Raw genomic sequence first — 25,351 nt, 5'->3', positions numbered from 1 at the left:
AATCGGGCCGGTCATTCAGGCGATGGACAATCTATTGCGCCTGAGAATCAAGCTATAAATTTATACATCAGTGTCGCCAGCGGCGGTACGCGCAGTTCAAGCGACTGCGGCAAATCCTCGCTCGCAACTGTTTCGGTCGCGACCAGATCTTTGACTTCAAAATCGCTGCCGTCATACTTGCTTGCATCGGTGTTGAGCAGCAACTGATAACGTCCTGTTACCGGTACACCGAGTCGGAATGCGTCATGCGGCACCGGAGTGAAGTTCGTAATAATCAGAATCCGCTCGCCGTCCGCACTGAAACGTTCATGGGCAATCACGCTGGCGTCAGCCGAGTCCTGCAGACGCCATTCGAAGCCTTTCGGTTCGCAGTCTAGTTCATGCAACGCCGCTTCACTGCGATACAGATGGTTGAGGTCACGTACCAGACTCTGCACGCCTTTATGACGCGGGAAATCCAGCAGGAACCACTGCAGCTGGTCGTCATGATTCCACTCTGCAGTCTGGCCGAATTCAGCGCCCATAAAGTTAAGTTTTTTACCCGGCTGACCATACATATAGCCCATATAAGCGCGCATGTTGGCCGTTTGCTGCCACTCGTCACCGGGCATTTTGTAGATCAGCGAACGCTTACCGTACACCACTTCGTCATGAGACAAGGACAACACATAGTTCTCACTGAACGCGTAGATCAGCGGAAAGGTCAGCGTATTGTGGTGGTACTTGCGGTGCACCGGATCTTCTTTAATGTACGACAAACTGTCGTGCATCCAGCCCATATTCCACTTAAAGCCGAAACCAAGCCCGCCCATAAAGGTTGGCGCGGACACGCCAGGAAAGGCGGTCGACTCTTCGGCAATGGTCATTGCATTCGGGAAGTATTTGTACACTTCCTCATTCATCCATTTCAGCGTGGCGATCGCATCGTAGTTTTCCCGCCCGCCGTCAATATTGGGTATCCACTGATCGTGGCTGCGCGAGTAATCGAGATATAGCATAGAGGCCACCGCATCGACACGAATGCCATCGATGTGGAACATCTCAAACCAGTACAAGGCGTTCGAGACTAAGAAACGACGTACATGCTCGCGCCCCATATCGTAGATAAACGAGTTCCAGTCCTGGTGCCAGCCGCGGCGCGGATCCGGATCGTGATACAGCGGCGTGCCGTCAAAATTAGCCAGACCATGATCGTCAGACGGGAAATGCGCCGGTACCCAGTCGAGCACCACGCCTAAGCCGGCCTGGTGACAGACATCGACAAAGTATTTAAAGTCATCCGGGCTGCCAAAACGGCTGGTTGGCGCAAACAGTCCGACTGGCTGATAGCCCCACGAGCCGTAAAACGGATGCTCCGAGACCGGCATCAGCTCGACATGGGTATAGCCCATATCAACCAAGTAAGGCACCAGTTGATCGGCCAACTCGCGGTAATTAAGGAAGCGGCCATCTTCACCGCGTTTCCAGGAGCCGGCATGCAGCTCGTAAAACGACAATGCTTCTTTACGTTTTTCGGTTACCGCGCGCGTCTGCCACGCCTCATCCTGCCACTGATAGCCCTGATGATCATAAACCACGGAGGCAAACGACGGATACTGCTCGGCATAACTGCCCCACGGATCGGCTTTGTGTGGCAAACCTTCTCCATGCGGGCCCTTGAGTTCAAACTTGTATTGTACACCGGCTTGCAAGCCAGGAATGAACAGGCCCCAGATGCCGTAATCGAGACGCTGCATCGGATGGCGGCGACCATCCCACTGGTTAAATGATCCAACCAGACTGCAGGCGGATGCATGCGGCGCGTAGACTAAAAAACGTACCCCGGAAATCTGGTTGCCGTCACGCTCCACAGTGACAAACTGTGAGCCCATATGGTGATACATGGCTTTGGGCGTATGCAGATCATCATACTCGGCGTAAATCCCGTGATACTGATACGGATCATCGATGATCTGCTCGACCCCATCCCAGTCAATCGCCAGTTGATAATGGGTAAAGCGTAAATCACGTTCTGCGTTGAGCACAAAGCCGGAATCCAGTTCACGTTGCAGCTCAATTCTCGCTTCACCCTCAATCAGAAGTTCTACTTTACTGGCTCCGGGCATCCATACCCGCAGTGCTCCCTGCTGTGCGGGAATAAAAGGACCGAGAAATGCGAAGGGATCAGCAAAGGCAGCGCCGGAAAGTTGCTGATAAGCCAATTGCAGCTTGGACGGCTTCTTTTTGGTCGGTTTCAATATTCCTACTCCTAAACCTGAACTTACCTAAGGAAAAAAAGGCCCGCTAAGAAGCGGGCTGCTAGCATAAAACCATCTTATCGAACTCATCCTGGTCGTGGAGTGACCCAGGCTAAACTTCTCAGCGTAAGTAGTGAGAAATCATAAATCACTCCACAATCATTTACTTGCTCGCTGTGGCTCGGACTTCACTCAGTTTAGAGGCAATGCGGTTTACATCCTCGCGAGTAAAAATCTCATCCAGATTCATCGACAATTTACGCCGCCAGTTAGGATATTCATTTACCGTGCCAGGAATATTGACCGGCTTATCCATCTCCAGCCAGTCCTCAAGCTGCACACTCAGCAGCGCCGAGGAACCCGCTGCCACATGCAGTTGCAGCGCTTCACTCAGATAAGAGTCCATCGGTACCAGGCTGGCATCACGCCCGACACCTGCTGGCAGAAATCCATGCCAGGCCACCGAATCAAGAATGCCCTGCTTGCATTTGAGGCGGTCAGCAAACAGGGTTTCAAGCTGCTCTTCGTCCGGATACAGGCCGATCTCACGCCCCATTTTCAGGTCATCACAGTGCCAGAAGCCACGCAGGGTAGGCATATCGTGGGTACACAGCGCTGCCATGGATTGATCCGCATAATGAGCCGGCGAGATAAAGCCGCCGTCTTCTTTGGAGGTTTCAAAGAAGAACACCTTGTAGGAGTGCACACCGGCATCGCGCAGTAACTCCACGATTTCATCCGGCACGGTGCCGAGATCTTCGCCAATCACACTGCATTGGTGACGATGCGATTCCAGCGCCAGAATCGCCAGCATGTCACGTACCGGATAGTAGACATAAGCACCTTTACTGGCATTTTCACCTTTCGGGATCCACCACAGACGCAGCAGGCCAAGCACATGGTCAATGCGTAGCGAGCCACAATGCTTCATATTAGAGCGCAGCAGATTGATATAAGCGCGATACGCGGTTTGCTCCAGCACCTGCGGATTGAGTGGTGGCAGGCCCCAGTTCTGCCCCAGAGGACCAAGAATATCCGGCGGTGCACCAATACTGGCATCCTGCACCAGAATCCCCTCATCCGCCCAGGTTTCCGAACCGGCATCAGACACACCGACCGCCAGGTCACGGTACAGGCCGACCGCCATGCCTTTCTCTTCAGCCAGAGTCTGCACTTCACTGATCTGAGTATCGGCAATCCACTGCAGGTACATATAGAGATGCACGCTGTCCTGGTTGTCTTCGATAAATTTCTGTACCGCCGCCAGATCAAAGCGGCGATATTTTTCCGGGAACACCGGCCAGCCCCAGACGTTGCTGTCTTCGGCATGCAACTGGGCGTGCAGCGCATCAAACGCGGCCTGATGCAACAAACTGTCACCGCCCTGCTCAACAAAGCTCAGAAACGCGGCAGCGCGGTCACTATTTTTATCCAGATGACGAGTTTTAAACTCTGCAAACAACAAAGGCAGCACGCTCATCTTCATCGCTGCGACTTCGCTGTAGTTGACCCAATGCTCTTCACGCACTTTTTGTAGACGCTGCTGGAAATCCGGACTGCCGACTTTTTGCTGCGCCTCAGCACTCAGCGCAAATTCCGGTACCGAGCTGACATCGATGTAGAGGATATTGAGCCAGCGACGCGATGACGGGCTATACGGACTGGCCCCTTCCGGGTTAGCCGGAAACAGCGAATGAATCGGGTTGAGACCGACGAAATCACCGCCACGTGAAGCAATGTCCGCTACCAGCTGTTTAAGGTCGCCAAAATCGCCCATACCCCAGTTGTGCTGGGTACGCAGGGTATAGAGCTGCACACTCGGGCCCCACAGTTTTTTGTGTTGCTCAAGAGCCGGCTGCTTGTAACAGGCTGACGGAGTAATAATCAGCGTCATGCTATAGGGCGCTTTACGACGCTTGCGGGTGATCAACAGGGTGTGATATCCCCAGGCCAAATTACTGGGCAAAGCAAATACCAGAGGGCCACCCTCGGCACGCTCGTCCCGAACGATCTGCGACTGAAGATAGCCTTCAAGTACTTCTCCCTGCTCGGTTTCCAGGCGCCAGTTAAATTCACTTTCACGCGCACTAACGCCAAGGTATAACGGCACTTCCACCGCTTCACCGTCGCGGATCACCAGCACAGGATCGAGCACATCTTTCTTGTGCTTTTTCTCCGCCGATTTGAGTAGTGCGTCGTCACTACTGGTGTCATAACCCAGGCAACCGAGTAAATGGCGAATCGTCTCATCCTGTACGTGCGCTTCGTCGCCCCAGGCACTGATATAGCGGTTGGATATATTCGCCATTTCAGCGACCTGCATTAACGCATTATTGTCTTTCATCGCTCTCTCCGAAGGGAATTGCCACCCTTCAAATCATGTAGGGTTTATTGTAATTAATATGATGAAGGCACAGCCCGGGACGTTGGCCCGGACTGGTTTGGAATCAGGCTCAGCGTTTGATCGCTTCCAGTTTCCAGATGTTATTCACGTAATCACGAATACTGCGGTCGGAACTGAATTTACCCACCAGCGCCGTATTGAGAATCGCTTTCTTAGCCCAACCGGCCTGATCGCGGTACTGCTCATCAATTGCCTGATGCGCCGCACCGTAAGAAGCGAAATCAGCCAGCACCAGATACGGGTCACCACCATCCAGCAGGCTGTCATACGTGGTGCGCAGTTTACCCGGCATACCCGGGGTAAACTCGTCACCGAGCAGCAAGTCCAGTGATGCTTTCAGCAGCGGATCGGCATGATAGAAGTCGTACGGGTTGTAACCCTGCGCCCGCAACGCTTCCACACCGTCCACTTCCAGACCGAAGATGTAAATGTTGTCATCACCGACCTCTTCACGAATTTCAACGTTCGCGCCATCCATGGTGCCGATGGTCAGCGCACCGTTGAGTGCCATCTTCATGTTGCCGGTACCGGAAGCTTCTTTACCGGCGGTCGAGATCTGCTCGGACACATCAGCGGCCGGGATAATGATTTCCGCCATGCTGACCCGGTAATCCGGAATGAACACCACTTTCAGCTTGTCACTGACACGCGGGTCATTGTTGACCTTCTCGGCAATCTTGTTAATCGCGTAGATGATCTCTTTCGCCAGGTGGTAACCCGGCGCCGCTTTCGCTGCGAAGAAGAACACCCGGGGGTGCATATCGAAACTGGCGTCGTTCACCAGGCGATGGTAAAGCGACAGAATGTGCAGCATATTGAGATGCTGGCGTTTGTATTCATGCAGACGTTTGATCTGAACATCAAAAATCGCATTGGTATCGAGCTCAATGTCCATGTGCTCTTTGACCCAATCCGCCAGACGCTGTTTGTTCTCTTTCTTGACCGCCATAAACTGCTGCTGGAATGTCTTGTCATCCGCGTACTGCGAAATGGCCTCCAACTGGTCGAGATGCGCCGGCCACTCGTCACCGATCTTAGCGCTGATCAGGGCTGACAGGCCCGGGTTACAGAATTTCAGCCAGCGACGCGGGGTAATACCGTTAGTGACGTTTTGCAGACGGCCAGGATAGAGTTCATTAAACTCAGGGAACAGATCGCGTTTGACTAACTCAGAGTGCAGTGCTGCCACCCCGTTGACCGCGTACGAACCGATAACGCACAGGTTGGCCATACGCACCATACGGTGGAAACCTTCCTCGATAACCGACAGTTTTTGCTGTTTAGACACATCGCCCGGCCATTTAGCGCGGACTTCTTGCAGGAACAAGTGGTTGATCTGGTAAATGATTTCCATATGGCGCGGCAGCAAACGCTGGATCAAAGATTCGCTCCAGGTTTCCAGCGCTTCCGGTAGCAGGGTGTGGTTGGTGTAAGCAAACGTATGCGAACAGATAGCCCACGCCTCATCCCATGACAACTCACGCTCATCGATCAGAATACGCATCAGTTCCGGAATGGCGATGGTCGGGTGGGTATCATTGAGCTGAATGGTTTCCTGCTTAGGCAAATCAGCCAGAGCAAAACCGGCCGCTTCGTGACGACGCAGAATGTCGCGCACTGATGCCGCACTGTGGAAGTACTGCTGCATCAGACGCAAAGTTTTGCCTTTTTCATGGTTATCGTTCGGGTACAGCACTTTAGTAATGTTACCCGCATCGATCAGCGCGTGCTGCGCTTCAAAGTAGTTACCGTTGTTAAAGCTCTCCAGTGAGAACGGCGCAATCGCGCGGCACTCCCACAAACGCAGCGGATAAACGGTTTCACTCTGATAGCCGACAATCGGCAAATCCCACGGCATCGCCTGCACCAGCATGCCCGGCACCCAGCGTCGTTTCTCGACTCCGTTTTCCTGGGTGACTTCGACATGGCCGTAAAAACCGATTTCCTGTTTCAGTTCCGGACGGGCCACTTCCCATGGGTAGCCTTCCACCCCGCCCCACGCATCCGGCGCTTCTTTCTGGTGGCCATCTTCAAATGACTGCTTGAACAGGCCGTATTCATAATGCAAACCGTAACCGACGGTCGGGTACTCCTGCGCAGCACAAGAATCCATGTAACACGCCGCCAGACGTCCCAGGCCGCCGTTACCGAGTGAAGGGTCACGCTCTTCTTCCAGGATATCGGTCAGGCTCAGGCCCAGCTCCGCCATAGCTTCAGCGATCTGTTCATACAGACCCATGCTGATCAGGTTGTTACCGGTCAGGCGGCCAATCAGGAATTCCAGAGACAGATAGTTGAGGCTCTTAGCATTAACAATGCGCTCATCCTGCTCAGTTTCCAGCAGGTCAAAGGTGGTCAGCTCAGCCAGGGCACGTCCCATCGCTAGGTACCACAAACGGCTGTTGGCATGTTCAACGGTACTCGCGTAGGTGGCAGTCAGATGGCGTTTCACGTTGTCTTGGAATAAAGCTTTATCAAATGTTTTTTGTTGCGTAGGTTTCATGGAGAAATCTCACTTATGGTTCTAATCCAGCTGGGACATATCCTGCATCTAGCGCGCCAGCAAAACATCCTCCCACAACACCGCTCCCACGGGAGTAGGAGTAAGGGCGTAGAGGAGGAGCTCCCGGGTTTGAGTGATCCATCTCTCACAGAAACCAGCCAGTAAGAATTTCTGAGTGACCAGGATCACAGCAAACTGCCTTTAAAGCGTACGGAGATTTTATGAAAGCAAGGTGATTGATGGATGGACCCGTTGCTCAAAATGCAACATTGCTCACATTTCAAACAGAGCAGAAACCGCTAATGGCGCGCGATTTGGTGGAAGACCACCGCCATAACGGTGCACAACTGCATCAAATTGGTGATCAGACTCACACTTACAGGGCGTAGTTCGGTAAGAAGTGTGAATCCTGCTTAAATCTCGCCGCGGATCAATAAACGTAGGCAATGACATCAAGTAACATTCTTACATCAAGACGTGAGCTGACTCACTTCATATAACAAAAATGACAGAACGGAACGTATTAACATGTGGATACCTTCTAAACTCACGCGTCCCGGGCGGTTGCATAATGCCATCGTCCGGCCACGTGTTCTGGAACTGCTCCAGCAGGCGCCCTACTACAAACTGGTGTTGTTCCGCTCTCCGGCCGGCTACGGCAAAACCACCATGGCAGCGCAGTGGCTGGCCGATAAGCCCAACGTCGGCTGGTACAGCATCGATGAAAGTGATAACGATCCGTTTCGCTTTATGAATTACATGCTGCAGGCGCTCAATAAAGCCACTCATCAAAGCTGCCCGAATGCGCAGAAACTGGCCGAGCGACGTCAGTTCTCTACCCTGCACTCGCTGCTGAGCGAACTGTTTGCAGAAATGTCCGAGTTCCAGCAAGAGTGCTATCTGGTCTTAGACGACTATCACCTGATCAGTGACGAAGATATCCATGAAGTAATGCGCTTCTTCCTCAAGCATATGCCGGATAACCTGACCCTGGTAGTCACCAGCCGTATGATCCCACCGCTGGGTACGGCCAACCTGCGGGTACGCGATCTGATGATCGAAATCGGCAACGATCTGCTGGCGTTTGATAATGAGGAGACCACACGCTTTTTCAATCAGCGTGTTGCCGAAGGCATTGATGACAGCACCGCAGTCAGCCTGCGAAATTATGTCGAAGGCTGGCCGTCCGCACTGCAGCTGATCGCGTTGCAGGCTCAGCACCAGAGACGCACCCTGGCCCAGTCGGCCGAATCTGTCTCTCAGTTTAATCACGCCCACTTGTGGGACTACCTGGTCGAGGAGGTGTTTGATCTGCTCGACAAAGAGACCCGCCACTTCCTGATGCAGTGCTCGGTCCTCGATCACTTTAACGATGCGCTGGTCGCCGCGTTAACCAAACGTGATGACGCACTCAACATGATAGAGCAGCTCAACCGTTATGGTCTGTTTATCTATCCGCTGGAAGGCGAACATAACTGGTATCGCTTTCATAACCTGTTTGCCGAATTTCTGGCCCACCAGCGCCTGGCTAATATTCCGCAGCAGGAGCAGGAGTTGCATCGGGCTGCCGCGCTTGCCTGGCTGGAAGCCAATACGGCGCATCAGGCCCTGCTCCATGCCCGCTTAGCCCAGGATTCAGATTTGCTGGCACGAATTCTGGTTGAACATGGCTGGAAAATGTTTAACGAAGGTGAACTGGAAATTCTCGAAGAAGCGATTAATCTGCTCAGCCCGACCCAGCTCTACAGCCAGCCGAAACTGTGCCTGCTGCAAGCCTGGCTGGCACAAAGTCAGCACCGCTACAATGCCGTCGGCGATCTGCTGGCACGTGCGGATCAGGAGATGAGCGCCCTGAATATCAAGCCCAGCAGTAAAGAGCAGGGTGAGTTCTGCGCTCTGCGTGCCCAGGTCGCCATCAACCAGAATGAACCGGAGAAAGCACTTGAGCTAGCGGAGCAGGCACTGGGCCAACTCGATAACACCATCTACCGCAGCCGCATTGTCGCCACGTCGGTGGTCGGCGAAGTCAACCATGTGCTCGGCAATCTCAGCCGTGCTCTGTCTATGATGCAACAGACGGAAAAGCTGGCGCGCCAGTATCAGGTCTACCATCAGGCGCTATGGGCACTGCTGCAGCAGAGTGAAATTCTGATTGCCCAGGGTTATGTTCAGGCTGCCTTTGAAGTGCAGGATAACGCATTTAAACTGGTGGAAGATCAGCATTTGCACCAGTTGCCGCTGCATGAATTCCTGCTGCGTATCCGCGCTCAGATCCTGTGGTGCTGGAACCGCCTTGATGAAGCAGAAGAGTGCGCTTATAAAGGGCTGGATGTATTGGGTAAACAGTCACCCAGCCAACACCTGCACAGTTACTCCATGTTGGCGCGCATTGCGATAGGCCGGGGTGAACTCGATAAGGCCGGCCGCTTTATCGAACAGATTCAGCATCTGCTCAAGCAGTCCAATTACCATGTCGACTGGACCGCCAATGCGTCACTATCCCTGCTCCTGTACTGGCAGGCACGCGACGATCAAACCGCGATTGCAGAATGGCTGCAAGGCAGTATTCGTCCGCAGCATGCCCGCAACCACTTCCAGCAGATGCAGTGGCGCAACATAGCCCGCGCGCAGATAAACCAAGGTCAATATGATGAAGCACGCGAGACTCTGGCGTTTATGCAAAGTGAAGCGGAGCAGTACCAGTTGGTGACCGATACCAACCGTAACCTGATCGTCGAAGCGTGTCTGGCCACTTCCTGCGCGCAGGATGACGTGGCACGCGACAAACTTAAAGCCGCACTGCGCCTGACCAACCAGACTGGCATGATCGGTAATTTCCTCATCGACGGGAACAAGATAGGTCATCTGCTGGAAAAACTCTCCCACCGGGTTGATTTGGGCGATCTGGAACGTCACCGCGCTCAGCAACTGATGAAAGAGATTTCCACCACTCAGCGCAGCCGCTCCGTGCACTTTGACGAGGAGTTTGTTGAGAATCTGATCAATCACCCGAACATTCCTGAGCTGGTGCGCACCAGCCCGCTTACACAGCGTGAGTGGCAGGTGCTTGGTCTTATCTACTCCGGGCTGAGTAACGAGCAGATTGCGCAGGAACTCGATGTGGCCGGTACCACGATCAAAACCCACATCCGTAATCTGTACCAGAAACTCAATATCGCCAATCGTAAAGAAGCGGTGCGTACCGCGGAGAATCTGTTGCAGCTGATGGGATATTAAGCCCCGAGGTGCCATCAGAGCCGCTAAAACGCAAAGAGCCAGCAATCTGCTGGCTCTTTTTATTCCGGCCCGTTAACAGGCCCTCAGGACGCATTGGTCGATTAAAACGACTTCGGCGCGAAACCTGTCATCGCCTGCAGACGCAGGGCTTTACCGATTTTAGTCATCGGGTGTACCACCACCAGACCTTTCACTGATTTTTTCAGCTTACCCAAATCAGACTGTTCAGCTTTGGTCAGCTCACGCGAGAACGGCATATCCGCCAGTTGCTTGCGTTCTTTATTCAGTTCGTAATCTTCTTTGCCTTTGAGGCCATTGAGCTTTTTGCTCAGCTGATCCAGGTCATCAGTGAATTTGCTGATCATCGCGCTGTCGCCGCGAGTCTTAGCGGCATCCAACTTGCGACGGCAAGTATCCAGGCGGTTGTTCAGTTGTTGAATGTCGTTTTTCAGACTCATGGGAAAACTCTCTTCGTGAAACGGGCACGGAGTATAGCACAAAGGTCCGCTCAGAGTGGTATTTGTAAAAAAGAAAAGGCACCCGATTGGGTGCCTTTGGACGCTTTAAATGGCGGGACCGTTAGATAGAGATAGGAATAAGTTCCAGTCCGAGAACCGAACTGATCCCCATCACGACCAACAATGACACTTTGAACACCGATTTTGACCACTGGACATAATTGTCTTCGGTCACCGGGCGGAATGTCACTCGGGTCCACATGAAGCATACGGCTGACGCAACGGCCAGATACTCGTAACCGCCTTCACCGGCCAGGAACAGAGCAAACGCCACAACGTTAAACGCCACAACGTAAGCCATCATATGCTTGCGCGCTTTCTCGATGCCGGACACAACAGGCAACACAGGGATGCCCGCCGATTTGTAGTCCTGCATACGAAACATCGCGATTGCGTAAGAGTGTGGCATCTGCCACAGACCAAACAACGCGAACAGCAACACAGCTTCCAGGCTGATGTAGTTGGTCACCGCAAGGTAGCCGACCAGGGGCGGAACTGCTCCCGACACACTGCCGACTAACGTACCGTACACCGAGGTACGTTTGTACCACATGGTGTAGAAGAACACGTAAAACACGTATCCCAGCAACACCACCACTGTCGACAGCGGATTGGCCAGCAGGTACAGCTCAGCTGTGCCTGCTAACAGCAACACAATGGCAAACACAAACGCATGGTCAGCATTGATCTCGCCTTTCACCAGTAATCGGCTTTTGGTGCGATCCATTCGCGAATCGATATCACGATCGAAAATGTTGTTTACCACACAACCTGATGCAATCACCATTGCCACCCCTGCCAGGGTGTAGGCCAGCAGCGCCACATCGGCCGTCTCTGATTTAGCTGCGAGGAAGAACCCCGCAGCCACAGAGATAAGGTTACCGATGATGATGCCTGGCTTAGTGATAGAAACGTAACCTTTAATCATGAAACGCCTACATCTTCATATTGACGTTGAGGTTCCACATAATCCAGATTGAACCACCAATCAGGATCAGTACCACAATTGCAGTAAACATCAGCGACACGAAGTTCCAGCGCCCTTCTTCAGTGCGGGTTTCCATGTGCAGGAAGTATGCAAAATGGACAAACACCTGAACAAGTGCACAACCGAACATTACCGCGTAAGTCGCCGCTGCAGGCAGAGTTTGTGCTGCAACGAAATAGAACGGAATGGCGGTCAGGATCAGTGACAAGATAAAACCTTTAACGTAATCCTTTTTACCAGTATCTACATGTTGGTTGCTCATTACATTACTCCCACTAGGTAGACGATGGTGAATACACAGATCCAAACGATGTCCAGGAAGTGCCAGAACAAGCTCAGGCAGTTCAGACGCGTTTGCATCATGTCGTTCAGACCTTTAGTCGACAGCTGCCAGTAGCACACTGCCAGCCAGATCAGACCAAAGCTTACGTGCAGACCGTGCGTACCCACCAGCGTGAAGAACGCTGACAGGAATGCACTGGTGTCAGGACCCGCGCCATGGGCGATCAGGTGATGGAATTCGTAGATTTCCATCGCGATAAAGCCAGCGCCCAGCAGGAAGGTCACAGCCAGCCAACGTTTCAGACCAGCCAAGTCCTGACGTTTCATCGCAATCATGCCGAAACCGAACGTGATACTACTAAACAGCAGCAGCATGGTTTCAACAAATACGAACGGCAGTTCAAACAGGTCTTTACCGGTTGGGCCACCCGCAGTTGCGTTCGCCAGTACTGCGTACGTTGCAAACAGAGTTGCGAACAGTACACAGTCACTCATCAGGTAAACCCAGAAGCCGAACAGCTTGTTGCTACCGGTATCGTGGTGATGATCATGCGCGTGCGCATCATGAGCATTAGCGTGCATAGGTCACCTCCATATCGTCGTCTTTCTGACCTGCGGTGTTGTTAGCTTCAGCCACACGCTTACGGTGCGCTTCTTCAATTGCTTTGATTTCATCAACCTGAACATAGTAGTCCACGTCTTCGTTGAAGCTGTGCTTGATACAAGTCACAACCACACCGATGAAGCCAATCGCGGCCAGCCACCAGATGTACCAGATCATCGCGAAACCGAAGACCAGAGACCAAGCCGATACGTACATACCCGTTGGGGTGTTCTTCGGCATGTGGATTGGCTCGTATTCCACTTCTTTGTTCAGGTCGTGCTCACCACGCTCTTTCTGGTACCAGAAGGCATCCAGTTCATCGCCTTTCGGCAATTTAGCGAAGTTGTAGAACGGCGGTGGTGAAGAGGTTGACCATTCCAGAGTACGGCCACCCCATGGGTCACCGGTCACGTCCAGGTTCTCTTTACGGTCACGGACACTTACGTAAATCTGGATGAACTGACACAGTACGCCCAGTGCAACGATAGCAGTACCAAAGGCAGCAACCGCCAGCAGAGGGAAGAACTCTGGGTCAATGTTCTGGCTGATACGACGAGTCATACCCATGAAGCCCAGCGCGTATAGCGGCAGGAATGCCAGGATGAAACCAGTGATCCAGCAGTAGAACGCACGTTTGCCCCATGCTTCGTTCAGCATGAAACCTGTTGCTTTCGGGAACCAGTAAGTAATCGCTGCGAAACAGCCGAATACCACACCACCAATGATAACGTTGTGGAAGTGCGCAATCAGGAACACTGAGTTGTGCAGGACAAAGTCAGCACCAGGAACCGCCATCAGTACGCCGGTCATACCGCCGATAGAGAACGAAATCAGGAAGCCGATGGTCCACATCATAGGGGTAGTGAACTTGATACGACCACGGTACATAGTGAACAGCCAGTTGAAGATCTTAACCCCGGTCGGGATAGAGATGATCATGGTTGCAATACCGAAGAACGCGTTCACGTTTGCACCGCCACCCATGGTGAAGAAGTGGTGCAGCCATACAACGAAGGCCAGAATGGTGATAACGATTGTCGCCCAAACCAGAGAGGTGTAACCGAACAGCTTCTTACGCGAGAAGGTTGCTGTTACTTCTGAGAACACACCAAACACCGGCAGAACCAGGATGTATACTTCAGGGTGACCCCATGCCCAAATCAGGTTGACATACATCATCATGTTGCCGCCCATGTCATTGGTAAAGAAGTGCATGCCCAAGTAACGGTCCAGAGTCAGTAGCGCGATGGTTACAGTCAGGATTGGGAACGAAATGATGATCAGGATGTTGGCACAGAATGATGCCCAGGTGAATACCGGCATCTTCATCAGTGGCATAGACGGCGTACGCATACGCAGAATTGTCACGAAGAAGTTCACACCAGTCAGTGTGGTACCTACACCGGATATCTGCAGCGCCCATATCCAGTAGTCAACCCCGACCCCCGGACTGGCATCAATGCCAGACAGTGGCGGATACGCAAGCCAACCAGTACGGCCGAACTCACCCACAGCCAGCGACATGTTGGTCAGGATAACACCGACCACAAACAGCCAGAAGCTCAGGTTGTTCAGGTATGGGAATGCAACGTCACGAGCACCGATTTGCAGCGGAATGACGATGTTCATCAGACCGATAACCAGCGGCATCGCCACGAAGAAAATCATGATCACGCCGTGCGCGGTAAAGATTTGATCGTAGTGGTGCTGAGGCAGGTAACCTGCTTCACCCGCTGACGACAGCAATTGCTGGCTACGCATCATCACCGCATCGGCAAAACCACGAATCAACATGATCATTGCAACGGCGATATACATAAAGCCTAGTTTTTTGTGGTCTACTGACGTAAACCATTCATTCCATAGGTACTGCCATTTACCCATACGAGTAATGGTAGCCACTAGCGCGAGACCAACAAGCGCAATTACAGCCATAGTAATTACGATGATAGGCTCGTGGTATGGAATGGAATCTAATGTAAGTCTTCCAAACATTGTTTGTTACCCTTTGTGTTCTGCCATGTTCATATGACCGTGAACTTCCTTTTTCTCATCATCATTGAGAGAACCCATAAACTGCATCACAACAGATGAGAACAGGTCTTGAGGAACTTCAGAGAAGTAAGTCACAGGAACGTCTTCGCTCGGCTTCGCCAGCGTTTGGTAATCACTGAAATCGTTCAGCTTCTTAGGCTGAGCTTTCACGTTTTGTACCCACTCATCAAAGCTTGCTTGATCAGGCAGGGCACTGGCCGTGAATTTCATGTGAGAGAAACCTTCGCCGCTGTAGCTGGAAGAAATACCTTTGTACTCACCTTCATGATTAGCAATCAGATGCAAACGGGTCACCATGCCTGGCATAGCGTAAATTTGACTACCTAATCGAGGGATGAAGAATGAGTTCATGATGTTGTCAGAGGTGATTTTGAACTCCACCGGCACATCTTTAGGGAACGCGACATAGTTGACTGTGGCAATATTCTGCTCAGGGTAGATAAACAGCCATTTCCAATCCAGTGACACAACTTCGATTGTCATATGATCGACGTCGCTTTTCAGAGGAACAGATGGCTCGAGCTCATGGGTAGAACGCCAGGTAATCACGCCCAAAATCGCGATGATGATGATTGGAATCGTCCAAACCACCACTTCGATCTTGGTCGAGTGTGACCAATCTGGTGTGTACTCTACGTCAGTGTTGCTCGCACGGTATTTATAGGCAAAGTAGATTGTCATCAAAATCACAGGGATCACGACAATCAACATCAGAACAAGAGCTGTGATGATCAACTCCTTTTCACGTACCCCTACCATGCCCTTTGGATCAAGCAAAGCAGATTGACATCCCGAGAGGAGCAAAATTGCAATGAACAATCCGGCTCTCGACAAGATGTTTTTATATCTTGAGGCTTCCATTGACTTTCTCGACTGTATTTGCGGGATTCCAGAGACAAAAGTTGGCACTTTTAAGAACCCGCGGTTGATGTTTATGAGTTTTTATGTGTAATTGAGCTTGCACAAATGTTTACTTCATGTAACATTTATGTATACGCCACTCAGAATTCCGACATTCGTCATTTTCTCTGCCATTCGCGCATATACCCAAATGCCACAGCCGCATACAAATTGTTACATCCGACGCATTATGCGGTCATTGTTTGTCGATCACAGTAGACGAAATTGCAATCTAATCTTGCAAAAATGGAATCATAAGCAAATATAAACCTTTATCAAACCATGGTTAAGGACGTCAACTTCCTGTTATTTAAATAAACTTTCTTTGACCTCAGTCAATAACTGTCATCATTTTGTCAAAGAAAAGGAAAATAAATATTCTTAAAACATGTCACAAATTACGATTTTTTTTGACGGCCAATGTCCGCTTTGTGTACGCGAAATGCGTGCCTTAAAACGCTACGACGATCACAATCTGATTGCGCTCATCGATATCAACAGCGACCAGATGGCGGACTATCCCGACATCGATCCGGCCGAGGCACAGCGAATCATTCTTGCTTACAATAACCGTAACCAATTGATTCGCGGTTTGGATGTATTACACCAGGCTTGGAGACTGGTCGGAAAAGGCTGGATTTATGCACCGACACGTTGGCCGCTTATTAAGACGTTAGCCGACCAGTGTTATCTTCTGTTTGCTAAGCATCGTTACACCATATCACGCTGGCTGATAGGTCAAAGCCGCTGCGACAACAACCAATGTGGTCGATAGACGCCATATTTTAATATTTGTGCCTGTCTTATTGGCCAACAACAGCGCTTAAAAAAGCGACGGTTTTACACTGTAAACCGTCGCTTCTGGAACATTAAAACTTTGAACAAGATCTCTTTGTTATCAAATAGTTAATAACTATTCTCGTGTAACATCAATCTGTTAATTACGCTGTTTTTTGGCTATCGTTTTTAACGGCCTTAATCAATACCGATGTGTCCATTCTGCCATCGCCTTGCGCTGACAATGCCCGGTACGCCTGGGCGGTTTTTTCGGTCATCGGCAAACGGATTCCCTGCCGCTCAGCTTCATCGAGACAGAAACCGAGATCTTTAATCATCCAGTCAATCGCAAAACCGAAATCAAACTGATTCTCGGCCATGGTTTGCGCCCGATTTTCCATCTGCCACGAGCCGGCAGCACCATTTTTCAGGCAAGCGACCAGAGTAGCAATATCCAACCCGGCATTTTCAGCCAGAATCAGCCCCTCCGACAACCCGTTCAGCACTCCGGCAATACAGATCTGATTGACCATTTTGGCACGTTGCCCCTGCCCTACCGCGCCCATCAGCACCGACGAGCGACCATAAGCATCAAACACCGGCTGCAATTGATCAAACAGCGCTTTTTCACCGCCACACATAATGGTCAGTACCCCATTCTCAGCCCCGGCCTGGCCACCGGAAACCGGCGCGTCCATAAAACGCACACCAACGTATTGCGCCGCTGCGGCGAGTTCTTCAGCCAACAATGCAGAGGTAGTCGTATGGTCGACCAAAATTGCACCTGGCTGCATAAATGCTAAAGCACCGCTGGCGCTGGTGGTCATGCAGCGCACGTCATCGTCATTCCCAACGCAGGTCAATACTACCTCGGCCTGGCGCACACACTCTTCAACCGTCGCTGCATAGTGGCCACCAAACTGCTCAGCCCACGCTTTGGCTTTCGCTTCGGTGCGGTTGTAAACCGTCACGGTAAAACCAGCTTTGACAAGATGACCGGCCATCGGATAGCCCATCACACCTAAACCAATAAAACTGACATTCATAATTGACTCCTTATTGAGGCTGCCCTTTTCACCGCGCTGCCATCACAAATTGCAGACACAAAAAAGCCGGGCTCAGCCCGGCTCTTCAATGATTAGATTTCAGCGTTGTGGTAAACCTGCTGAACATCGTCACAATCATCCAGCATATCCAGGAACTTCTGGAATTTCTCAGCATCTTCACCGGCAATCGCAGTGCGGTTCTGAGGAACGAACGTGACTTCTTCAACGTCGATAGTTAGATCCGGGAATGCGGTACCCAGAGCAGTTTTCACTTTGAAGAATTCCGTGTTTGGAGCAAAGACAGTGATCACACCATCTTCCAGCTGGATATCGGTCACGTCAGCATCTTCCATCATCAACGCTTCCAGTACGGCTTCTTCATCGTCGCCCTGGAACTGGAATACAGCCTGGTGATCAAACATGTGTGAAACCACACCTGGCGTACCAATCTTAGCGCCGGTCTTAACGAAACACTGGCGAACATCCTGGAAAGTACGGTTACCGTTGTCAGTCAGACAGTCAACGATCACGCTGATACCGCCAGGGCCAAAACCTTCGTAACGTGCTGGTTGGTAATCTTCACCACCGCCGCCACTGGCTTTATCAATCGCCTTTTCGATAACGTGTGCTGGTACCTGGTCTTTTTTCGCCTTAGTGATCAGGTGACGCAGAGACAGATTCATCTCAGGGTCTGAACCACCGTTCTTAGCACACACGTAAATTTCTTTACCGTATTTGGAATAAACTTTAATTTTTGCGCCTTGAGTTTTCGCCATTGAGGCTTTGCGCACTTCAAAACTTCTTCCCATCGGGATGTTCTCTCTAGTTCAAAATTTAATGCGACGGATTTTAGCAGAAAATCAAATTTCTGCAGAGGGCCAAGCGTTACATTACGCCCATCACTCGTTTGTACTTATCAACCGACTGTTGAAACCACGCTTTCTCCGCCTCGGAGCTGAGCTTGGCTAGTTGCTTAGTGATCTCTTCCGGTCCGCCTTTTGCCTGCTTCATCTTCCAAACTAAAAAAGAAGCCTGTTTATCGAGTTCAATTTTGTTTTTCTCTGCAGCATCCAGCAGCGCAAGGTTGAAAGACATTAGTAAGCCCACAGTAGATAGATAAGGTGGGGCGAAATATAGCATAGGAATGGTAAAAATTAAGAGTCAAAATGTCGCTTTAAGCGGCTTTCATCAATAAAAGCGCTAAAAATACAAAGGGTGGCTTACGCCACCCTTGTCAACATGCCGATCAGGTTGTGTTAATGCAACAGACCTAATTCCTTGGCTTCCTCGATGGATAATCCGCTTTCCCGGATCTCGCGCAGTGTTTCGATACGACGGCGCGCTTCCGCTGATTTCAGATTCTTCACCGGACGTTGAGTCTCGACTTCTTCAGCGAGATCCCAACTACTTGCAATATGTGTCATTTCATCATGGTCAATTGAATTGATGGACATTCTAACCTCCGAACAAACCATGCCAGGGACAGCTAATCTGTAGCAAACGGGTAAATCGTTGTTAAGCAGATTTAGACCAGAATGTGATTCAAACGATAGTTCAGAAATCTAAATTTGTCCGCCTGCATTTATCTTTTGCCGACCCGCAAAACTCGAAGTACATTTAAAAATCGTCGCCTGAAAATAAAGCCGATCCAGTTCTCATTTCTCATCCCGTTGATTGCTCACCAGCGCAGCAAAACACCGTGTCAGCCGTTATACAACAAGACTCCTAAACTTTTTCCAGTGCCACTATCATCCGTGTCCTGAGCATATTTGGTCCTGCATAACCAACTGCTGTTTTACTGCTCTTACACACCACAGTTCCTGAACGTACGAAAGCATGATCAAGGAGTGGCAGAAACAGCAGATCAATCGCCCTCCCCTGCGATAAGATTCAGCGTTAACGACCCGAAACTCGCTAGACGGAACAATGATCAAGGCGATAATGATCAAGAGCAATGCCCGGTCTGTTCACCCCGATCCCTTCATTCAGCCGGGACAGTTGCCTGTTGCGGGATCGATTTTTGGTGCTCAAAGATTGCGCGATATAGCGCAACGATCAGCAATTCACGGACACATGATCAAGGAAATCGCTCCAGGAAGGTAAAACGGATTAAAGTGATGTGATTGAATTTAAGACAAAAAAAAGCGAGTTCTTAGGGAGAACTCGCAAAATAATTCAGAATGAATCTAACAATATGAGCCAATCTATTAATTCATCAGATAGGGCAAAAGGTTGTCTATTCGCTAATAACGATACGCAAACCTGTCACCGCTTTTGTCAGGCCTTTGTCAGGGTTGTGTTCAGTGTTGGTTGAGGTTTTCACACTCCGATTGCGACCTCATCCAAGGCGCGGAATACCATGTCATCCAGATGGCCTTCAAACACCTGCTTACACACTTTGCGTCGCACTGCCAGGCCAGAAATCAACCGCTCGACCGACAGATGCTTGTTCTGATTTTGGGTGTTATACAACTCAATCACCTTACTCAGTGTCTCGTACGGAATAACGTTGTCATCCACACGCAGCCAATCCAGCTTATCTATCAGCTCCACACACTCTTCCCGGATAGAGGAAGGGGAATGCCCTGTCATAGCGGCTAAAGCCGTTATACTGCGTTCCAGAGCCTCTGGAGAGGTATATTTGGATAAGGTTATGGTAATCTCGTCCGCGTTGATCTCTACCAGGTGTTTACGTTGCTTAACCCGACGCCCTAGTTTACCGCGCGGAGAAGGCGCTTTACGCTGAATAGGTTCAAATTCGCCATCGATGATTTCTGACAGTTCATCCAGTTTCTGACGTGACACCATTTCATGTCGCAGCGGATTCGGAAGGGTTGGCGCCATATTACGTTTGCCGGCATTGGTGGTTTTGGCTCGTGAGTAACGCAGTACTTCTTCGACATCACATTTGATATCAACCTGATAATCGATCACTTTACCTTTGTCGATCGAAGTGGTGATCGTCAAATGGTAACCCCACAAATTCACCACAAACAGATCGTCGGTCCCTTTACCGTCTGACAAGCGCTTGAGTTCGCGGATCAGATCCATTGAAAAGCGCCGCCATTCAATATTACGCGCCAGCTTCTGGTTAAGTTCGCTCAGCAGCATCACATCCGTGTGGCGACGTGACATACGGCTACGAAAATAAGAGTAGAGCTGGAATACCAGAGTGTGTTGCTTCAGGATCTCCGGCGGGAACAAGAAGAAGTAGTCCCGGGTCATCAGCTCTTCGAAGAATGAAGGTTCCCATACCAGAATATACAAATTCGGTTTGATCTTAATTTCACCATCACTCCCTTCCGTCGGTGCTTCTTCGGATGCGGTAATGGTGCGGGCCAGAAAACGAAAACGATCACTTTTGAAGCCTTCCGGCATGTTTTCACTCAGCCAGCGTCCGGTCAGTTCGTGCAATTGAAAGTCGGTAAATTCAATTCGATCAATACTGTCACGAATAGAATCGCGCGCCGGGCCACTGTCTTTTTTACCGCGCAATGAGAGAATATCGGTGATATAGAGCGGTGTTTTATTCGGTACGTGGCTGGCATTAAGTTGATAGTCTTCATGATGATGATCATGATACTGAACGGTCAGGGTAAACAGAGCAAACAGAGTCATCAGATCGTCAACCGTCATGATATTCTTTGACGATCGTGTTTCGATCACAGCTCGGGTACCGGAGATCGACACCATGGATTTTTGGTAACTTTTACGCGTTCGTGGCGGAGCCAGCGCCTGATCGATAATACCCGCCCAATTCGTTGGAGAAACAACGAACTGATCTGCTTCATCTTTCATTGCTGGTGGCGTATTCAAGCCGTGTTCCGTGAGTAAACGTTGATTTACCTGAGTTTGGGCCAGCGCTTTGGAGCGTTTGCGTTTTTCGGTCTGCTTAACGGATTCTGTCATCAGGCTGGTTGATCCTAATACTGAGATCAACTGATTGGGGTTAACAAACCGGTGCAGCATGGTTTTCCCCGCCAGGCCCTCTTCGAAACGCACCGGGACCTGTTTAAACAGACCGATCGACACTGCAGCGCGCAGGCGTTGCTGGATCGCAGCACGTGTCAGCTGACCATCAGTGGCATCGATCAATTCAGTGGTTGAAACTAAGCCGTCCCTACTACGAAAGCCTCGTAGTGAGATCAAGTTCAGGAGTTCAACAATACTCTTAGTTACACCTTTAAAATGCTGATATTGTTCAATCCAGTCTACTGCTGTTTCAGAAACCTCAAAGAGATGTCCATCTTTGTGGCTTCTGGGTGCCTTTATCAGCAATTTATTTTCTGATGCCATTATTCGATCCGTATCACACTAGCCGTAATATCGCTATAGTTCCAAGAGAATAAAGAAAAAGAGATCATAAATAAAGAAAAAATTGTTGGTTTTAAATAACTGATCTTTCTGATTATATTGATATAAGATGATTAGAGTGATCATATGATCTGAGTCCAAAGTCATCTCTAATGCATTGTTTTAACTTGTCTTTTTTTTACACCTCTCGAAAGCATGATCATAGTAATTTCGAAACGATGATCATTAACTTATTGAAAGCATGATCAAACTTCTCTGAAACCATGATCATGAACAGCATGAATCAATGATCAACGCATTCTGCAAACGATGATCAAGGCCGATACACACTTTATCCACAAGCTGAGAAATAACAGTATGTTAAACCTGAGCTGTTTCTCATTTTCTGTTCGTGATCTTAACGGAAGCATGATCAAGAGTTTCATCAATCCGGGTCAGTGTGCGGCTAAAATCGCCATTTTCTGAATCCATCGACAGGCTCGTACTTATCAGCGCTTGCTTATTGTGGTGTGAAACTGCATCGAAAGCATGATCATGGCCTGTATACTGTCAACGCTGTTACTTGAATAGGATTCATCACCGGGCTTTGAATGGCCGTATTCGTCGCTAACCCTGATTGTAATTGACGTTGTCCGTAGTTCTGCCGGAATTTTTCATGCTTCCGTAAATGCATTGCTCTTGATCATTGATCCGATCCAGGATCAACTTGGCGGGGATGAATTGGCGCTGCGAGATGATCAAAAATAACCTTGATCATGTTTCCTGTAGCAGCCATAGTGACCGGAAGCATGATCATCATTGTAGCCTTGATCATGCTTTCATTGCTACCTTGCTGAGTGCGCTCAATTCGGTCTAATGATCAAGATACGCACCTTATGCTCGGATTTTGTTCTGGTAGGTGAATGATTGAAATTGAAATGACAGGCTCCGTAATTTAAGCCGCACAGATAATCGTTCCGGTAAAATTAGGCGAGTGCATCACCAGAGAGACGCAGTGGGCGAATTGATGTACTTTGTAATGGTTTTACATTGTAAATAAGTGACGCTGTGACTTTTTAAAAGTTTGCGGGTTTGATTATCTTATTACGCTAGTTTTAAACGATGATTTTTCAGCCTTTAAGTCTTATTCGATAAAAGTTGTGTTAAAAATCTATTTAATGTGATTGTTATCTAAAAGTGATTGTTCACCTTTTTATTGTATATGGTTAATATTGCTGTACAATTCGACTTAAAGCACTAATCACGGAATTTGGCTATGAAAAGAGAACAAACGATAGACAATCTCTACCAGCTAGCGGAACAGACACAGCAAGTCCAATCTGACCGAATTGAGATTGTGTTGGAGGAACGTCGTGACGAACACTTTCCTCCGATGTCCAAGGCGCTAATGGAAACCCGTTCAGGTTTGACACGTCGTAAACTGGATGAGGCAATAGCAAAAATGGAAGAGGCCGGGCATCAGTTTACAAAAAACAACGCCAACCACTACTCCATTTCTCTCTCTGAAGCACATATGCTGATGGATGCGGCGGGTATCCCCAAATTCCACCAACGTAAGAAAAATACGGATAATAAACCGTGGATTATTAACGTTCAGAACCAGAAGGGTGGTACCGGTAAGTCGATGACAGCGGTCCATCTGGCGGCGTGTCTGGCACTCAACCTCGATAAACGTTATCGCATTTGTCTGATTGACTTGGATCCCCAAGGCTCACTGCGTTTGTTCCTTAACCCGCAGATCAGCCTGGCAGAGCACAACAACATCTATTCAGCGGTCGACATTATGCTCGACAATGTGCCGGAAGAAGTTGAGGTTGACAAAGCATTCCTGCAAAAAAATGTGATGCTTTCGACTCAGTATCCAAATCTGAAAACCATTTCTGCGTTTCCGGAAGATGCGATGTTTAACGCGGAAGCGTGGCAATACCTGTCTCAGAATCAGTCGCTGGATATTGTGCGTTTGCTAAAAGAAAAGCTGATTGACAAGATTGCTGACGAGTTCGATGTCATCATGATTGATACTGGCCCGCACGTCGACCCGCTGGTGTGGAATGCGATGTATGCTTCGAATGCGTTATTGATTCCATGTGCCGCGAAGCGTCTCGACTGGGCATCGACCGTGAACTTCTTTCAGCATTTACCGACCGTGTATGAAATGTTTCCGGATGATTGGAAAGGGCTGGAATTTGTTCGTTTGATGCCGACCATGTTTGAAGATGACAACAAGAAACAAGTGTCAGTCCTGACCGAAATGAACTACCTGCTCGGTGATCAGGTCATGATGGCAACCATTCCGCGTAGCCGTGCTTTTGAAACTTGTGCCGATACTTACAGCACTGTATTCGATCTCACCACGGGTGACTTTGAAGGCGGTAAGAAAACGCTGGCCACGGCTCAGGATGCAGTGCAAAAGAGTGCGCTGGAACTGGAACGCGTGCTTCACTCAAATTGGACTTCACTTAACCAGGGGTAAGTAACACATGGCAATTAAAACGTCTGATCTGAATGCAAAACTGTTTGGCAAGGCCAATAAACGTCGTGCGTCAACACCCGCGGAAGCTCAGGCTGCAGCCAAAGAGCAGGCGCAGGTGATTGAACTGTCTGTGGCCGGTGAAGAGCTGGTGACTTTCGAACTGGTACGTATACCTGCTGACGAAGTAGAGAGTCAGACCCGGGTATTTGCCGAAAACGCCCGTGAACAGGCTTTTCTTAACGAGCATGCCCTGTCGGATGTCCTGACCACCTTACGTGAACGTGGGCAACAGTATCCGGCGGTCGGACGCCGTTGTGAGGATGGCCGTATTGAGGTTCTCGATGGCAGCCGTCGTCGTATGTCTTGTATTTTGGCCGGCCAAGAGTTCTTGATTTACGTTGGTGAGCACATTAATGGCGAACACGCCAAGTTCCTGTCTGACGTAGCAAATGCGCATAAACCTCTGTCGCTGTATGAGAAAGGGCGTGAAATGCAGGCCAAACTCGACAGCGGTGAAGCAGAAGATCAGAAAGCGCTGGCTAAGATATTCCAGTGCAGTGAAGCTCTGGTCAGCGGCGCGCTGAAAGCCGCGGCACTGCCACTTGAGTTGCTGCAGGCTTATCCTAATGTGGTAGAACTGGGTCGGCCGACCATCGTCAAGCTGCATAAGCAGTTTAATGACCTGAGTGAAGCCCAGCAGCGCGAGCTGTTGGCTAAGTGTCATCAGAGTGATGGTTTCGTCTGGCAGCGTTGTGATGCTCAGGGTGTTGCCCGTATCACCAAAGAAGTAACTGAGACGCTGGAAGCCTGGATTCAGGAACTGGTCCCCCCCAAGCGTGCCGTGAGCAACAAGGTTGATCTTATCAAAGGTCGTGCAAGTTACGCGCGCAAAGGCTCTAATCTGGCGCTGAATCTGAAAAAAGTCGACGATGCGTTGATGAAAGAGATTCTGGAATTTGTTGAGCAGAAACTGAGTTGATACAACCTGGCTCTCGCCTGTGCAAAAGCCCGCT

General features: G+C 50.0%; 18 protein-coding genes. 4 read left to right on the top strand and 14 right to left on the bottom strand.

The window, feature by feature from the left end; all coding sequences use genetic code 11:
• Window positions 1-47: 47 nt before the first annotated feature.
• From glgB to E6C74_RS05360, 3 genes are all read right to left on the bottom strand, one after another.
• On the bottom strand, window positions 48-2,237 hold the full coding sequence (gene glgB / locus E6C74_RS05370) for a 1,4-alpha-glucan branching protein GlgB (protein ID WP_136483675.1): 2,190 nt from the start codon (window positions 2,235-2,237) through the stop codon (window positions 48-50).
• A gap of 163 nt (window positions 2,238-2,400) precedes the next feature.
• The gene (malQ, locus tag E6C74_RS05365) at window positions 2,401-4,581 is read right to left on the bottom strand and encodes a 4-alpha-glucanotransferase (RefSeq protein ID WP_136483674.1); all 2,181 of its coding nucleotides are present in this window, start codon (window positions 4,579-4,581) and stop codon (window positions 2,401-2,403) included.
• Between the two features lie 109 nt (window positions 4,582-4,690).
• Entirely contained in the window at window positions 4,691-7,144 is a 2,454-nt protein-coding gene (locus tag E6C74_RS05360; protein WP_136483673.1) for a glycogen/starch/alpha-glucan phosphorylase, read from the bottom strand.
• 528 nt (window positions 7,145-7,672) lie between these two features.
• Between E6C74_RS05360 and malT the strand changes: the two genes are divergently transcribed.
• Complete coding sequence (malT, locus tag E6C74_RS05355) at window positions 7,673-10,381, top strand: HTH-type transcriptional regulator MalT (protein ID WP_136483672.1); 2,709 nt, start codon at window positions 7,673-7,675, stop codon at window positions 10,379-10,381.
• A 101-nt stretch (window positions 10,382-10,482) separates the two neighbouring features.
• Here the strand turns inward: malT and E6C74_RS05350 are convergent, their stop codons facing one another.
• From E6C74_RS05350 to cyoA, 6 genes are all read right to left on the bottom strand, one after another.
• Window positions 10,483-10,839 carry a YibL family ribosome-associated protein gene (locus E6C74_RS05350; protein ID WP_136483671.1) on the bottom strand — a complete coding sequence of 119 codons (357 nt, stop codon included), beginning with the start codon at window positions 10,837-10,839 and terminating at the stop codon, window positions 10,483-10,485.
• Between the two features lie 121 nt (window positions 10,840-10,960).
• Window positions 10,961-11,827 (bottom strand): heme o synthase, encoded by an 867-nt coding sequence (gene cyoE / locus E6C74_RS05345; protein ID WP_136483670.1) that lies wholly within the window; start codon window positions 11,825-11,827, stop codon window positions 10,961-10,963.
• Between the two features lie 7 nt (window positions 11,828-11,834).
• Window positions 11,835-12,149, bottom strand: a complete 315-nt coding sequence (gene cyoD, locus E6C74_RS05340) for a cytochrome o ubiquinol oxidase subunit IV (protein WP_136483669.1) — start codon at window positions 12,147-12,149, stop codon at window positions 11,835-11,837.
• Window positions 12,149-12,751 (bottom strand): cytochrome o ubiquinol oxidase subunit III, encoded by a 603-nt coding sequence (cyoC, locus tag E6C74_RS05335; RefSeq protein ID WP_136483668.1) that lies wholly within the window; start codon window positions 12,749-12,751, stop codon window positions 12,149-12,151. Before cyoC ends, cyoD begins: the two co-directional genes overlap by 1 nt.
• Entirely contained in the window at window positions 12,741-14,768 is a 2,028-nt protein-coding gene (gene cyoB / locus E6C74_RS05330) for a cytochrome o ubiquinol oxidase subunit I (protein WP_136483667.1), read from the bottom strand. The genes cyoC and cyoB overlap by 11 nt, the downstream gene beginning before the upstream one ends.
• Window positions 14,769-14,774: 6 nt before the next feature.
• Window positions 14,775-15,689: a ubiquinol oxidase subunit II gene (gene cyoA / locus E6C74_RS05325; protein WP_136483666.1), complete on the bottom strand. Its 915-nt coding sequence runs from the start codon at window positions 15,687-15,689 to the stop codon at window positions 14,775-14,777.
• 427 nt (window positions 15,690-16,116) lie between these two features.
• Between cyoA and E6C74_RS05320 the strand changes: the two genes are divergently transcribed.
• Entirely contained in the window at window positions 16,117-16,503 is a 387-nt protein-coding gene (locus E6C74_RS05320) for a DUF393 domain-containing protein (protein WP_136483665.1), read from the top strand.
• A gap of 166 nt (window positions 16,504-16,669) precedes the next feature.
• Here the strand turns inward: E6C74_RS05320 and E6C74_RS05315 are convergent, their stop codons facing one another.
• The 5 genes from E6C74_RS05315 to E6C74_RS05295 form a co-directional block, all read right to left on the bottom strand.
• Complete coding sequence (locus tag E6C74_RS05315; protein WP_136483664.1) at window positions 16,670-17,551, bottom strand: NAD(P)-dependent oxidoreductase; 882 nt, start codon at window positions 17,549-17,551, stop codon at window positions 16,670-16,672.
• A gap of 92 nt (window positions 17,552-17,643) precedes the next feature.
• On the bottom strand, window positions 17,644-18,360 hold the full coding sequence (locus E6C74_RS05310; protein ID WP_136483663.1) for a YebC/PmpR family DNA-binding transcriptional regulator: 717 nt from the start codon (window positions 18,358-18,360) through the stop codon (window positions 17,644-17,646).
• Between the two features lie 76 nt (window positions 18,361-18,436).
• Complete coding sequence (locus E6C74_RS05305) at window positions 18,437-18,646, bottom strand: DUF3283 family protein (protein ID WP_168796966.1); 210 nt, start codon at window positions 18,644-18,646, stop codon at window positions 18,437-18,439.
• A gap of 161 nt (window positions 18,647-18,807) precedes the next feature.
• Window positions 18,808-19,005: a hypothetical protein gene (locus E6C74_RS05300; RefSeq protein ID WP_136483661.1), complete on the bottom strand. Its 198-nt coding sequence runs from the start codon at window positions 19,003-19,005 to the stop codon at window positions 18,808-18,810.
• A gap of 865 nt (window positions 19,006-19,870) precedes the next feature.
• Window positions 19,871-21,847, bottom strand: a complete 1,977-nt coding sequence (locus E6C74_RS05295) for a replication initiator protein RctB domain-containing protein (protein ID WP_136483660.1) — start codon at window positions 21,845-21,847, stop codon at window positions 19,871-19,873.
• Between the two features lie 1,273 nt (window positions 21,848-23,120).
• Between E6C74_RS05295 and E6C74_RS05290 the strand changes: the two genes are divergently transcribed.
• Together E6C74_RS05290 and E6C74_RS05285 are read left to right on the top strand one after the other, a co-directional pair.
• Window positions 23,121-24,338, top strand: coding sequence for an AAA family ATPase (locus E6C74_RS05290; RefSeq protein WP_136483659.1), 1,218 nt, complete (start codon window positions 23,121-23,123; stop codon window positions 24,336-24,338).
• 7 nt (window positions 24,339-24,345) lie between these two features.
• Window positions 24,346-25,317 (top strand): ParB/RepB/Spo0J family partition protein, encoded by a 972-nt coding sequence (locus E6C74_RS05285; protein ID WP_136483658.1) that lies wholly within the window; start codon window positions 24,346-24,348, stop codon window positions 25,315-25,317.
• Window positions 25,318-25,351: the final 34 nt, after the last annotated feature.

Origin of the sequence: Vibrio sp. H11 (assembly GCF_004804295.1) — a bacterium.
Taxonomy (GTDB): Bacteria; Pseudomonadota; Gammaproteobacteria; order Enterobacterales; family Vibrionaceae; genus Vibrio; species Vibrio ostreae.
The sequence above is the reverse complement of the archived record's forward strand: the minus strand, read 5'-3'. Positions and strand labels throughout refer to the sequence as shown.